The organism is uncultured Jatrophihabitans sp. (genome assembly GCF_964246335.1).
In the GTDB taxonomy this organism is placed as follows: Bacteria; Actinomycetota; Actinomycetes; order Mycobacteriales; family Jatrophihabitantaceae; genus Jatrophihabitans.
The window spans coordinates 1-13543 of record NZ_CAXTQF010000014.1; the positions used below are offsets into that span (position 1 = coordinate 1).

General features: G+C 68.5%; 12 protein-coding genes. 6 read left to right on the forward strand and 6 right to left on the reverse strand.

The window, feature by feature from the left end; translation table 11 throughout:
- On the reverse strand, positions 1-229 hold a 229-nt coding region (locus tag ACFFCN_RS06275), incomplete at its 3' end, for a hypothetical protein (RefSeq protein WP_375490286.1).
- Here ACFFCN_RS06275 and ACFFCN_RS06280 point away from each other — a divergent pair.
- Genes ACFFCN_RS06280 through ACFFCN_RS06295 form a run of 4 tightly spaced genes read left to right on the forward strand, consistent with a single transcriptional unit; the run spans position 219 to position 3765 of the window.
- Positions 219-722 (forward strand): TraR/DksA family transcriptional regulator, encoded by a 504-nt coding sequence (locus tag ACFFCN_RS06280; protein WP_375490287.1) that lies wholly within the window; start codon positions 219-221, stop codon positions 720-722. The two genes, ACFFCN_RS06275 and ACFFCN_RS06280, sit on opposite strands and share 11 nt — an antisense overlap.
- A 35-nt stretch (positions 723-757) precedes the next feature.
- Entirely contained in the window at positions 758-1372 is a 615-nt protein-coding gene (lspA, locus tag ACFFCN_RS06285; RefSeq protein ID WP_375490288.1) for a signal peptidase II, read from the forward strand.
- Positions 1369-2292, forward strand: a complete 924-nt coding sequence (locus tag ACFFCN_RS06290) for an RluA family pseudouridine synthase (protein WP_375490289.1) — start codon at positions 1369-1371, stop codon at positions 2290-2292. The genes lspA and ACFFCN_RS06290 overlap by 4 nt, the downstream gene beginning before the upstream one ends.
- Before the next feature lie 39 nt (positions 2293-2331).
- Complete coding sequence (locus ACFFCN_RS06295; RefSeq protein WP_375490290.1) at positions 2332-3765, forward strand: trehalose-6-phosphate synthase; 1434 nt, start codon at positions 2332-2334, stop codon at positions 3763-3765.
- A 62-nt stretch (positions 3766-3827) separates the two neighbouring features.
- Here the strand turns inward: ACFFCN_RS06295 and otsB are convergent, their stop codons facing one another.
- A complete protein-coding gene (gene otsB, locus ACFFCN_RS06300) occupies positions 3828-4598 on the reverse strand; it encodes a trehalose-phosphatase (RefSeq protein ID WP_375490291.1) in 771 nt (256 codons plus the stop codon).
- A 104-nt stretch (positions 4599-4702) separates the two neighbouring features.
- On the opposite strand from otsB, the gene ACFFCN_RS06305 reads away from it, so the two are divergent.
- On the forward strand, positions 4703-5302 hold the full coding sequence (locus ACFFCN_RS06305; protein WP_375490292.1) for a L,D-transpeptidase: 600 nt from the start codon (positions 4703-4705) through the stop codon (positions 5300-5302).
- 118 nt (positions 5303-5420) lie between these two features.
- Positions 5421-8963 (forward strand): DNA polymerase III subunit alpha, encoded by a 3543-nt coding sequence (gene dnaE, locus ACFFCN_RS06310; protein WP_375490293.1) that lies wholly within the window; start codon positions 5421-5423, stop codon positions 8961-8963.
- 9 nt (positions 8964-8972) lie between these two features.
- On the opposite strand, the gene ACFFCN_RS06315 is transcribed toward dnaE, so the two are convergent.
- The 4 genes from ACFFCN_RS06315 to ACFFCN_RS06330 all read right to left on the reverse strand — a co-directional run bounded on the left by ACFFCN_RS06315 (position 8973) and on the right by ACFFCN_RS06330 (position 13292).
- Entirely contained in the window at positions 8973-9980 is a 1008-nt protein-coding gene (locus ACFFCN_RS06315; RefSeq protein ID WP_375490294.1) for a zinc-dependent alcohol dehydrogenase family protein, read from the reverse strand.
- Entirely contained in the window at positions 9977-10885 is a 909-nt protein-coding gene (locus ACFFCN_RS06320; RefSeq protein WP_375490295.1) for a carbohydrate ABC transporter permease, read from the reverse strand. The genes ACFFCN_RS06315 and ACFFCN_RS06320 overlap by 4 nt, the downstream gene beginning before the upstream one ends.
- Complete coding sequence (locus ACFFCN_RS06325; protein ID WP_375490296.1) at positions 10882-11847, reverse strand: carbohydrate ABC transporter permease; 966 nt, start codon at positions 11845-11847, stop codon at positions 10882-10884. Before ACFFCN_RS06325 ends, ACFFCN_RS06320 begins: the two co-directional genes overlap by 4 nt.
- Positions 11848-11927: 80 nt before the next feature.
- Positions 11928-13292, reverse strand: a complete 1365-nt coding sequence (locus ACFFCN_RS06330; protein WP_375490297.1) for an ABC transporter substrate-binding protein — start codon at positions 13290-13292, stop codon at positions 11928-11930.
- Positions 13293-13543: the final 251 nt, after the last annotated feature.

Consider the following 13543-nt stretch of genomic DNA (forward strand, 5'->3'; position numbering starts at 1 on the left):
AGACCGCGGCGACGAAGACCGCGGCGACGAAGACCGCGGCGACGAAGACCGCGGCGACGAAGACCGCGGCCACGAAGACCGCGGCCACGAAGACCGCGGCGACGAAGACCGCGGCCACGAAGACCGCGGCGACGAAGACCGCGGCCACGGAGGGCGTCGCAAAGCCGGTCGTGGAAACCGCTGCGCCCGCGCCGGCGAAGTCGTCGCCGCCGGCTGGCGTGCCCTCCACGGCCGCGACCTCGACTCCGTCCACCCCACCGGAGACGCCGTTCCCGGCGGCCACCGAGGCGCCGCCGGCCAAGAAGGCCCCGGCGAAGAAGGTAACCGCCGAGCAGATCGTTGCCGTCCCGGCCGGCTCTGACTGGACGAAGGAAGAGCTCGCCGAAGTCCGCCAGCAACTCGTCGACGAGCTCACCGAGATGCAGAGCGCGTACTCGGTGTCCATGCAGGATCTGGACGACCTGCAGCGCTCCAGCACCGACGGAGCAGGCGACGACCAGGCCGACGCCGGCAGCAAGACGTTCGAGCGTGAGCAGGAGCAATCCATCGCCGCGAACCGCTTCGATCTCATGACGCAGACCGAGCACGCGATCGATCGCATCGATACCGGCACCTACGGCTATTGCGAGAGCTGTGGCCGGCCGATCCCCAAGGCGCGGCTCAAGGCGTTCCCGGCGGCGACGCTGGACGTCGCCTGCAAGCAGCGCGAGGAGCGTCGCTGACCGGTCCTGTTGGACAATGGCCTCGTGATCGAGCAGTGACGCCGGACGGCAACGCGGCGCAGCCCAACACCGAGACCGACGCGGACCGTGACGATGCCCCGGCTACGCCGGTACCGCCGCGCCGCAGCCGCCTCGTGCTGTTCGGGGCGGTCGCCGTGGTGGCGCTCGCGCTCGACGTGGTGTCCAAGTTCCTCGTCGTGCGGGATCTGCCGGAACCGTCGGAGCACAGCGTCGGTCACGCTCCGGTGCGCGTGCTCGGCGGCGTCTTCTACCTCGACCAGGCCCGCAACTCGGGAGCGGCGTTCTCTCTCGGCGCCGGTTTCACGATCGTGCTGACGATCGTCGCGCTGGTCGTCGTGGTGCTCATCGTCCGTTTCGCCCAGCGGCTGCGCTCGATCGGCTGGGCGATCTCGCTGGGCCTGATCCTCGGCGGGGCGCTGGGCAACCTGACCGACCGGGTGTTCCGCTCACCGGGCTTCCTGCGCGGGCGCGTCGTCGACTGGATCAGCCTGTTCGGTGCGTACGGGAAGCACTGGCCGATCTTCAACCTCGCCGACTCGGCGATCGTGTGCGGCGCGGTGCTCGCCGCGGTGCTCGCAATCTTCGGCGTCGAACTCGACGGCGAGCGCCCCAGACGCGGCCCGGCATGACCGACCTTCGGCGGGTTCCGGTGCCCGACGGGCTCGCCGGTCTGCGCCTGGACGTCGCTCTCTCGCGGCTGTTCGGGTTCTCCCGGACCACCGCCGCGGAATTGGTCGACGCGGGGCGAGTGAGCCTCGACGGCGAGCAGCCGGCCCGGAGTGCGCGTGTGCCGGCCGACGCATGGCTCGAGGTCGAGATGCCCGAGCCGGCCGCGCCTGCCGAGCCGCGGGCGGTCGACGGTCTGGTCGTGCTGCACGACGACGACGACCTCGTCGTCGTGGCCAAGCCGGTGGGCGTCGCTGCGCATCCGAGTCCCGGCTGGGCCGGACCGACGGTGACGCAGGGCCTGGCCGCGATGGGCTACCGGCTGTCGACGTCCGGCGCGGCGGAGCGTCAGGGCATCGTCCACCGGCTGGACGCCGGCACGACCGGCGCGATGGTCGTCGCGAAGAGCGAGCACGCCTACTCCGAGCTGAAGCGGGCGTTCAAGGCGCGCACCGTCGACAAGCGCTACAGCGCTCTCGTCCAAGGGCATCCCGATCCGACGAGCGGCACGATCGACGCGCCGATCGGTCGGCACCCCGGCGCGGACTACAAGTTCGCCGTCGTCGCTGACGGGCGGCCGAGCGTCACGCACTACGCCACCGAGGAGGCGTTTCGCGCGGCGACACTGCTCGACATCCGCCTCGAGACCGGCCGGACCCACCAGATCCGGGTGCACATGGCCGCCGTGCGGCACCCGTGCGTCGGTGACCTGACCTACGGCGCGGATCCGACGCTGGCCGCGCACCTCGGGCTGCAGCGGCAGTGGCTGCACGCACGCGAGCTGGCGTTCGGGCACCCCGCCACCGGGGTGGAGCTGCGGGTCTCGGCCCCGCTGCCGGCTGACCTGGCGCACGCGCTGGACGTCCTACGTTCCGAATCCTGACGTGGTCGAAGCGCCCCGGCAGCGGGTAGGCAGGTGCGTATGAGCTCCGCCGGTTCCGCCCATCTGCTCGTTGCCTCGAACCGGGGTCCGCTGACCGTGGTCCCGGTGGAGGACGGCGACGACAAGGTCACTCGCGGCGGTGGCGGCCTGGTCTCCGGGATGCAGGCGGCGCTGTCCGAGTCACCGGACGCGGTCTGGGTGTGCGCCGCGCTCAATGACCGTGAGCGGGCGCTGGCCCGGCAGGCGCCCGAGGGCAGGATCTCGGAGTTGCCGCAGGTGGCCGAGGCGCTCGGCGGCGAGTTCGACGTGAACATGCTGGCGATCGACGCGCAGACCTTCCGCAACGCCTACAACTCGATCGCCAACTCGACGCTGTGGTTCGTGCTGCACCGGTTGTACGACCTGCCGACGCAGCCGGTGTTCGACGCCCGCTGGCGGCGCGAGTGGGCGAGCTACGTGCGCTTCAACGAGGCGTTCGCCAACGCACTCGCCGACGCTGCGGCGCAAGGTGCCACGGTGATGGTGCAGGACTACCACCTGTTCCTCGTGCCGCGGATGTTGCGTGACCGGCGTCCCGATCTCAAGATCTCGATCTTCACGCACACGCCGTGGGTGTCGGCCGATTACTTCACGATGCTGCCCGACGACGTCTCGTACGCGCTCGTCGACGGCATGCTGGGCGCCGACGTGATCGGCTTCCACACGCAGCGCTGGGCGGACCTGTTCGCCGAGACGGCGCGCGAGGTCACCGGCAAGGACGACAGCGTTGCCAGTGGCGTGGCGGTGTTCCCCCTCGGCACCGACCCCGAGGAGATGGCGCGCCTCGGCGACCGCCGCATCGTCGACAGCGAACTGCGGGTGCTCAACGAGATCGTCGGCGACCGCCCGCTCATCGGCCGGGTCGACCGCACCGAGCTGTCCAAGAACGTCTACCGCGGACTGCTGGCCTACCGGGAGTTGCTGCGCACCCGCCCCGACTGGCGTGGGCGCGTCGTGCACGCCGTCTACAACAACCCGTCCCGCGAGGACCTGCCGGCCTACCGCGAGTACACCGCGCGGATCGAGCGGCTGGCGGAGGAGATCGACGACGAGTTCGCCACCGACGAGTGGACGCCGCTCGTCTTCGACATCGGCGACGACTACCCGACCGGACTGGCGATCATGCGACGCGCCGACGTGGTGTTCGTCAACTCCGTGCGGGACGGGATGAACCTGGTTGTCCTGGAGACGCTGGTGCTCTCCGAGCGCTCGCCCGCCGTCGTGGTCTCGCGCGAGATCGGCGCGGCCGAGGTGCTCGGCGACGACGCATTTGTCGTCAACCCCTTCGACGTGACGGCGACGGCCGAGGCCTTGCACCAGGCCCTGACACTGCCGCAGGACGAGCGGGCGCCGCGGGCGCGCCGGATGCGCGACGCGGCCGTCCGGCTGCCGCCCACCCAGTGGTTCCGCGCCCAGCTCGACGCCCTGCGCTGACTGAGGGCGCCTCGATTCAAGATCAATACGGTCACGATTCCGGTTCGACGGGGCGCCGACTGTCAGCGGCCCAGGTCGGTCAGCAAATCGACGACGGCCTGCGGGTCGTCGACCAGCACGTCGACGGCGTCGGCGATGCCCTCGGCGCCGGACGAGCGCACACCGACGCTGTAGCCGTGCAGACCGGATTCGCGGAGTTCGCGGACGCGCGCAAAGGCCGGCAGGTCGCCGAGGTCGTCGCCGAGGAACAGCACCGTGTTGTGGCCCTCGGCCAGGCTCGACAGCGCACTTGCCTTGTCGAAATCGGGCAGGCGCAGCTCGAGCACGCCACTGCCCGGATGCACCTCGAGCCCGAGCTCGTCGGCGAGCGAGGACACCTCGCCGGTGACGTCGGCGAGTGCCTGATCGGGGTCGGCGGCCCGGCGCGCGTGCACCACCAGGGACAGGCGCTTGTCCTCGACCCAGACTTGCGGGTCGGCGTCGCCCAGGGCCTGTGGCAGCCGCTCGCGCAGCGCGAGAATCGCCTCGGGCGTGTCGGGCGTCGACAGCTCCCCGCCGGTCCAGGTCTCCGCGCCGTACACGCCGGCGACCACCAGCCCGGGGATGTCGGCCAGCTCGCCGAGCCGGACGACGGTGCGCGCGTCACGTCCGGTGATCACAGCGACGGCCGCGCCACAGTGCGCCAGCGCGGTCAGCGCCTCGACGGCCCCGGGCAACGACCGGGAGTCCTCCGGGTCGCGCTGCAGCGGTGAGAGCGTGCCGTCGAAATCCGTGGCGACGAGCGCGCCGTTCAGGTGGGGGCGCAGCTCGTCGATGAGCGCGGAGACGTCCATGGGCGCCATCCTGCCGAAGCGGTTGGCACCGCCTGCGCGCGGTCAGTCGATCTCCACTGCCGCGACGGGCCGGTACCAAGCGCGCCGTCACCTAGAATCGTCGCGTGCCGTTCCGCCTCGCCGTCGTCGCAGCCGGTCTCGGCGCCGCGGCGCTGCTCACCTCGTGCGCCGCGCAGACCCAGCAGACGCAGGCGGCTCGTCCGGCAGCACAGCACGCGACGGCACCCGTCACCTCGGCACCCGCCACGTCCGCGCCCACGACCCGCGCGCCCGCCTCGCCGACCAAGGCTCTTGTGCCCGCGGCCTGTGCGAGCAACCGGCGAGCCAAGCTGGTGCTCGTCGACGTGTCCCAGCAGCACCTGTGGCTATGCCAGGGCGCCCGCTCGACGTTCGACAGCCCGGTGACCTCCGGCGCCGTCGATTTGCCCTACGACTCCACGCCGACCGGCACCTTCGAGGTCCAGCAGAAGGACCGTAACCGCACGCTCACGCTGCTCGGCGGGCAGCAGTACCGGGTCAAGTACTGGATCCCCTTCCAGGGCCCGCTGTTCGGCTTCCACGACGCCGGCTGGCAGAAGATGCCGTTCGGCAGCCAGAAGTACCGGACGAAGGGTTCGCACGGCTGCGTCCACCTGCCGCTGGCCACGATCGCGCACCTGTACCACTGGGCCGACGTGGGCACACCGGTCCGGATCCGGCACTGATCCGGCGGCACCGCGGCGGGTCTCGACCTGAGGTCGAGAGACTCGCGGTGGAGGTTCGCCACCGACGTCGGTGCGTGGTGCTTGAATCGACGTCCGTTGGTAGGGAGTGGCGCACACCGTGACAGCTGGCAGCACCGATCAGTTCGTGCATCTGCACGTGCACACCGAGTACTCGATGCTCGACGGTGCCGCCCGGCTCACCGAACTGTTCGCCGAGGCCGCCCGGATGGGCATGCCGGCGCTGGCGATGACCGATCACGGCAACGTCTTCGGCGCGCAGGACTTCTACGCCAAGGCCACCGCAGCCGGCGTCAAGCCGATCATCGGCATGGAGGCCTACGTCACGCCCGGCACGCACCGCAGCGAGCGCACCCGGGTGCGCTGGGCCAGCGGCGGCGAGGACGACGTCTCCGGCGGTGGCGCGTTCACGCACATGACACTGCTGGCGCAGAACACCGCCGGAATGCACAACCTGTTCCGGTTGTCCTCGCGCAGCAGCATCGAGGGTTTCTTCTACAAGCCGCGCGCCGACCGCGAGCTGCTCGCGGAGTACGCCGACGGGCTGATCGCCACCACCGGCTGCCCGTCGGGCGAGATCCAGACGTGGCTGCGCATCGGCGACTACCCGAAGGCCCGCGCCAGCGCGGCCGAGTTCCGCGACATCTTCGGCAAGGACAACTACTTCCTCGAGCTGATGGACCACGGGCTGGGCATCGAGACCCGGGTACGCGACGACCTGCTGCGCCTGGCCAAGGACCTCGCCCTGCCGATGGTCGCCACCAACGACCTGCACTACACGCATGCCGAGGACGCCGACACCCACGAGATCCTGCTGTGCGTCCAGTCCGGCAAAACCATGGCCGACGCCAACCGGTTCAAGTTCGACGCGCGCGACTTCTACCTCAAGAGCCCGGCCGAGATGCGCTCGCTGTGGGCCGACAAGTACGACCTGCGCGAGGCCTGCGACAACACGCTGTTGATCGCCGAACGCTGCGAGGTCAGCTTCACCGAGGGCAACGGCACGTACATGCCGCGCTTCCCGGTGCCCGACGGCGAGACAGAGCACAGCTGGTTCGAGAAGGCGGTCGCCGGCGGCCTCGCCCGCCGGTTCCCGAACGGCATCCCCGACGACATCGCCCGGCAGGCCGAGTACGAGGTCGGCGTCATCAAGTCGATGAACTTCCCCGGCTACTTCCTCGTCGTCGCGGACTTCATCAACTGGGCCAAGGACAACGGCATCCGCGTCGGCCCGGGCCGCGGCTCGGGCGCGGGATCGGTCGTCGCGTACGCCATGCGCATCACCGACCTCAACCCGCTCGAACACGGGCTGATCTTCGAGCGGTTCCTGAACCCGGACCGCGTCTCGATGCCCGACTTCGACGTCGACTTCGACGAGCGCCGTCGCGGTGAGGTCATCCGCTACGTCAGCGAGAAGTACGGCGACGACCGCGTCGCGCAGATCGTCACCTACGGCACGATCAAGGCCAAGCAGGCGGTCAAGGACGCCGGCCGGGTGCTCGGCTACCCGTTCGCCATGGGGGAGCGGATCACCAAGGTGATGCCGCCGCCGGTCATGGGCAAGGACGTGCCGCTGGCGAGCATCTTCGACAAGGAGCACGCGCGCTTCAACGAGGGCGGCGAGTTCCGCTCGCTCTACGAGTCCGACGTCGAGGTCAAGAAGGTCGTCGACGAGGCCAAGGGACTAGAGGGGCTCAAGCGGCAGTGGGGCGTGCACGCCGCCGGCGTGATCATGAGCTCCGACCCGCTGCTCGATCTCATCCCGATCATGAAGCGCGAGCAGGACGGCGCGATCATCACGCAGTTCGACTACCCGACCTGCGAGAAGCTCGGCCTGATCAAGATGGACTTCCTCGGGCTGCGCAACCTGACCATCCTCGACGACGCGCTGCGCAACATCGAGGCGAACCGCGGCGAGACCGTCGTGCTCGAGGATCTCGAGCTCGACAACCGCGCCACCTACGAGTTGCTCAGCCGCGGGGACACGCTGGGCGTGTTCCAGCTCGACGGCGGCCCGATGCGCGCCCTGCTCCGCTCGATGCGCCCCGACAACTTCGAGGACATTTCCGCGGTCGGCGCGTTGTACCGACCGGGTCCGATGGGCGCGAACTCGCACAACGAGTACGCGGACCGCAAGAACAACCGCAAACCGGTGGTGCCCATCCATCCCGAGCTCGAAGCTCCGCTGCACGACATCCTCGGCGACACGTACGGCCTGATCGTCTACCAGGAGCAGGTCATGGCCATCGCGCAGCAGGTCGCCGGGTTCAGTCTCGGCCAGGCGGACATCCTGCGCCGCGCCATGGGCAAGAAGAAGAAGTCCGAGCTGGACAAGCAGTACGCCGGGTTCGAGGCGGGCATGAAGGAGCGCGGCTATTCCGCCGCCGCGATCAAGACGCTGTGGGAGATCCTGCTGCCGTTCTCGGACTACGCGTTCAACAAGGCGCACTCGGCCGCGTACGGGCTGGTCTCGTACTGGACCGCCTACCTCAAGGCGAACTACCCGGCCGAGTACATGGCCGCCCTGCTGACGTCGGTGCGTGACGACAAGGACAAGTCGGCGATCTACCTCGCCGAGTGCCGGCGGATGGGCATCAAGGTGTTGCCGCCGTGCGTCAACGAGTCCGATGCGGACTTCACTCCGCGGGGGACGGACGTGCGATTCGGGTTGACCGCCATTCGCAACGTCGGCGCGAACGTCGTGGCGTCGGTGGTCGCCACCCGCGGGCTCAAGGGGCTGTTCACCGACTTCGGCGACTTCCTCAAGAAGGTCGACGCGACGGTGTGCAACAAGCGCACGATCGAGGGACTCATCAAGGGTGGCGCCTTCGACTCGCTCGCCCACACCCGCAAGGGTCTGATGAACTGCTTCGAGAGCGCGGTCGACTCGGTGATCGACGTCAAGCGCAACGAGGCGAACGGCCAGTTCGACCTCTTCGCGGCGTTCGGCGCGGCCGATGACGGGCCCGCGGCCGACGACGTCTTCGCGGTACGCGTCCCCGAGGGCGAGTGGGACAAAAAGGTGCTGCTGCAGTTCGAGCGCGAGATGCTCGGCCTGTACGTCTCCGACCATCCGCTGTACGGCCTCGAGCACATCCTGGGCAACGCCGGCGACGTCACCATCCCTGCCGCGCAGGCAGAAGGCGCCGGGGAGCCGCAGACGCTCACCCTGGCCGGCATCATCTCCTCGGTGAACCGGCGGGTCACCAAGGCAGGGGCGCCGTGGGCGCAGGTGATCCTCGAAGACCTCGAGGGCTCCATCGAGGTCATGTTCTTCCCGGCAACCTACGCCCAGGTGGCGCTGTCCATCGCCGAGGACGCCGTCGTCACTATCAAGGGACGCACCGACGCGCGCGAGGACACCGTCAAGCTGATCGCCAGCGACATGGCAGTCCTCGACACCACCGGCGGCGGCGCGCCGCGCGGCCCCGTGCAGCTGCGCCTCGACGCCACCCGCTGCACGCCGCCGTTGGTGAGCCGGCTCAAGGACGTGCTGGTGACCCACCCCGGCACCACCGAGGTGCACCTGACGCTGCTCAGCCGCAACAGTCCCGGGGTCATCCTGGAACACCGGGTGACGCCGTCCGCCGCGCTGATGGGCGATCTCAAGGCACTGCTCGGGCCGACCGCGATCTCTGCCTGAGCGCGCCGCTCAGGACGACGGCAGGACCTGCGTCTTCAGACCCTTGCCGCCGCGGAACGCGTCCAGCGCCGCCGGGTAGTCGTCGAGGCTCATCCGGTCGGTGATGAAGAACTCCGGGTCGATGACGCCGGCGGCGAACAGGTCGGCGGCGCGTTCGTAGGAGTGCAGCACGGCCATCGAACCGGTGATCGTGATCTCCTTGTTGTAGATCTTGTACGGCTCTATTGTCGCGCGCGCCGCGTAGTCGGACACGCCGAACTGCAGGAACGTGCCGCCGGCGCCGACGCGATCGAGACCGTCCTGGATGGCCCGGGCATTGCCGGTGGCGTCCACGACGAGCTCCCAGCCGTACGGCCGCTCGACCTCGTCGGCGGAACTCACGGTCGTGCTCGCACCCAGCGACGCGGCGAGCGAGAGCCGGTCCGGGTTGGTGTCAACGACGTCGACCGACACCGCCCCGGTGCGCTGGGCCAGCGCGAGCATCATCAGGCCCATCGTGCCGGCGCCGTAGAGCAACACGTGTGACCCGAGCTGGCTGCGCAGCACGTCGTAGCCGCGTACGGCGCACGACAGCGGTTCGACGAGCGCGGCGTCGCGGGTCGCGATGTGGTCGGGCAGCTTGACGCAGTTGGCCGCGGGCACCGCGACGTACTCGGCAGCGCCACCGCTGGTGGACACGCCGATGGCGCCCCACCGCTCGCAGAGGTTGTTGTGCCCGAGCCGGCAGTAGTGGCACTCGTGGCAGTACAGCGAAGGGTCGACCGCCACGCGATCGCCCTCGCGTGGCGCATTCGGTATTTCACCCGCGTCGGTGCCCACGGCGGTGACCACACCGGCGAACTCGTGGCCGGGAATGACCGGCAGCGTGGGCGCGAACTCGCCCTGCACGATGTGCAGGTCCGTGCCGCACAACCCGCACGCGTCGACGGCGACGACGACGTCGCGCGGTCCCGGCGTCGGGTCGTCGACGGTCGTGACTTCGACCTCCCCGACGCGCTGCACGACGGCGGCCTTCACTTGACCGCTCCGAGCGAGAGGCCCTGCACCAGCTTGTCCTGCGCGGCGAACCCGGCGAGCAGCACAGGCAACGACACGACGACCGCTCCGGCGCACAGCTGACCGAGGAACGAGTGCTCGGTCTGGATCAGCGTGGTGACGAACACAGGTGCCGTCTGTGCGTTGACGCTGGTGAGCACCTTGGCGAACAGCTGCTCGTTCCACGAGAAGATGAAGCAGATCAGCGAGGTCGCGGCGATACCGGGCATGGCGATCGGCGCAATGATCTTGCGCAGGATCATGGTCGTGGAAGCGCCGTCGAGCTGTGCCGCCTCGATGATCGCGATGGGGACCTCGATGAGGAACGAGCGCATCATCCACACCGCGATCGGCAGGTTCATCGACGTGTACAGGATGATCAGCACGACGATGTTGTCCGGCAGGTCGATCACCTTGGTGGTGAACAGGTAGATCGGCAGGATGCCGGCGACCGGCGGCAACATCTTCGTCGACAGGAAGAAGAACATGACGTCGGTCCACTTGCGTACCGGGCGGATCGCCAGCGCGTAGGCGGCGGGGATCGCCAGCAGCAGCACCAGGATCGTCGAGATGACGCTCGCCTGCAGCGAGTTGATCATTGCTGGCGTGATGTTGCCCGGATCCTGGAACAGGTTCGAGTAGTTCGCGCCAGTGAGGGGAGCGGTCCACGACGGCGGGTAGGTCTGCGCCTTGTCCGGTGCATGCAGCGACGTCAGCAGCATGTAGAGGATCGGCACGACGAAGATCACGCCGATCACCCAGGCCGCCAGGCCGGCTCCGAAGGTCGTGGCGCGACGCCCGGACCGCCCCTTCGGGCTGACGGCGTCCGTCTCGCGGCGGGAGTCCGCCGGCGCCTTGGCAGTGTCCACGGCGGTGGTGGCGGTCATCGTGCCCCCTCGTCGGTCAGCAGGGACGACACCACGCGCAACCCGAACGTCGCGACGATGATCGAGCCGATCACCACCACCACGCCGAGAGCGGACGCGGCGCCGTAGTCCTTGTCCTGGTAGAAGACCTGGTAGATCTCGTACGGGATGTTCGTGGAGTTCTGTCCGGCGGTCATGCCGAGCACCGAGTCGAAGTTCTGCACGATGAAGATCGTGCCGAGCACCACGGACAGCTCGAGGTAGCGGCGCAGGTGCGGCAGCGTGATTGCGCGGAACATCTGCCAGCCGTTCGCGCCGTCCATAGCCGCGGCCTCGAGCACCTCGGGATCGCGCGACTGCAGACCGGCCAGCAGGATCAGCATCATGAACGGCGTCCATTGCCAGATGAGCTCGATCTCGATCGCAATCTTCGGGTGGTCGGTCAGGAACGAGATGTTCTGTGCGTTGTGCACGCCGAGCTCGCCCAACAGGCCGTCGATCAAGCCGAAGCCTGTCTGCAGCATGCCGTTGCCCCAAAAGACCGCTGCTGCGATCGGCACGATGAGGAACGGCGCGATCATCATCGTTCGCACGACGCCGCGTCCGAAGAACTTGCGGTTCAGCAGGAGGGCGACACCCAACCCGAGGGCTGCGGCGATGATCACCACGGCCACGGTCATCTCGATCGAGGTCAGCACCGCGCTGCGGTAGTCGTCGTTGGTGAAGACCTCTTTGAAGTTGTCGATGCCGGCGAACGACTTGCCGGGAGCGTCGGGCTGTGCCGACCAGTTCATGAACGAGATGATCAGCGTCGCCACGAACGGCAACTGGGTGACGATGATCAGGAAGATGAGTGCGGGCAGCAGCGGTGCGCGCCGCACCCAGGACTCCTTGTCCCACTTTTTGATCTTCGCCCGCGGGGCGCGCTGCTCGGTCTTCTCGGTCGTGACGAACTGCTGCTGTTCGGCCGCCACACTGCTCACGGATGGTCCTCCGGGTTCTTGCGTGGGTGCGGAGCCCGCGGGACCGGCGTGCTGCCGGCCCCGCGAGCTCAGGGCGTCGCCTACTTCTTCTGTTTCTGACCCGCCGCCTGCGCCAGGCTCTGGCAACTGTTCAGCGCCGAGTCGACGCTGCTCGAGCCGGCGATGGCGCTGCTGAACAACTTGGCGCAGTTCGTCCCGAAGTCGGTGAACGACGGGATGCCGACGAACTGGATGCCGGTGTAGGGCCGCTTCTGCACGCCCGGATTGTCAGCCGGCGCGTTCTTGATCGAGTTGAGCGTCGGGGTCGCGAACGCCGAGGCCACCTTCAGGTAGGTCGGGTTCGAGTACGTCGACGTCCGCTTGCCGGCGGGGATGTTGGTCGGCCCACCGGTACTGGGGTTCTTCGTGTCGTCGGCGACGAGCTGCTCGTACTTCTTGCTCGAGGCCCAGCTGACGAACTTCGCGGCGTCGCTCTGGTGCTTCGACGCCTTCTCGATCGCCCATGCCCACGTGTAGAGCCAGCCGGACTGCGCCGTCTGGTCGTGCGGCGCCGACACGTAGCCGATCTTGCCCTTGACCGGTGAATCGCTGGCCTCGAGCGAACCTGCTGCTGCGGTGGAGTCGTACCACATCGCGACCTTGCCCTGCTGCAACGCGTTCAGGCACTGCGGGAAGCTGAACGTCGCCGCGCCGGCCTCGCCGTGCTGGCGCACCAGGTTCACGTAGAACTCCGCGGCCTTCTTGAAACCGCCCGTGTTCACCTGCGCCTGCCAGTTGGAGTTGAACCACGTACCGCCGAAGGTGTTCACCACGGTGGTCAGCGGCGCGAGGTTGTCACCCCAGCCGGCGAGCCCGCGCAGGCAGATGCCCTTCATGCCCGACTGCGCGCCGTCGGCCTTCGCGGCCCACTGTGCGACCTGCTGCCACGTCGGGTCCTGCGGGACGGTGATGCCCAACTTCGCAAAGACGTCCTTGCGGTACATGAGGAACGACGACTCGCCGTAGAACGGCTCGCCGTAGACCTTGCCGTTGTAGGACAGCGCCTTCGTCATCGACGGCAGGATGTCGGACTGGTCGAACGACGAGCTCTTGGCGATGCCCTCCATGTCCGAGATCCAGCCGGCCTTCGCGTAGTAGGGGATCTCGAAGTTCGACAGCGTGGCGACGTCGTACTGGCCGGACTGGTTCGCGAACTCGGTGGAGGCGGTGTCGCGCATGTCCTGCTCGACCTTGACCACGAAGTGCACCTTGATGCCGGTCTGTTTGGTGAAGTTCGCCGCTGTGAGCTTCTGCAGCTCGAGCATCGGCGGGTTGTTGACCATCAGAACGTTGATGGAGTGGCCGCTCGATCCGCCGCCCCCGGCACCGCATGCCGCGAGCCCGGAGGCCAGAGTCAGCGCACTCGCCGCGATGGCGAGGGCCTGAACACGCTTTCTGCTCCGCACCTGTTCGTCCCTTCCTCGGTTGCACCTCGTAGGCGTGGGTGTCGTCTGGACGAAATGTGGCGTACATCTCGCCGTGACGACGCGCCGAGACTGTTCCGCGGCCGGAAGGGGTGTCAAGGAAATTCGCCCAGATGAGATCTGCCGTGCTCATCTGAGCAGGCTGGCGTTATATTCCCGCTAGAAACAGCGCGTCCGGCCGCTGCAGTGTGCAAGGGTGATGCCTCGTCCGCTCAGGTGAGCGCCCCGGTTCC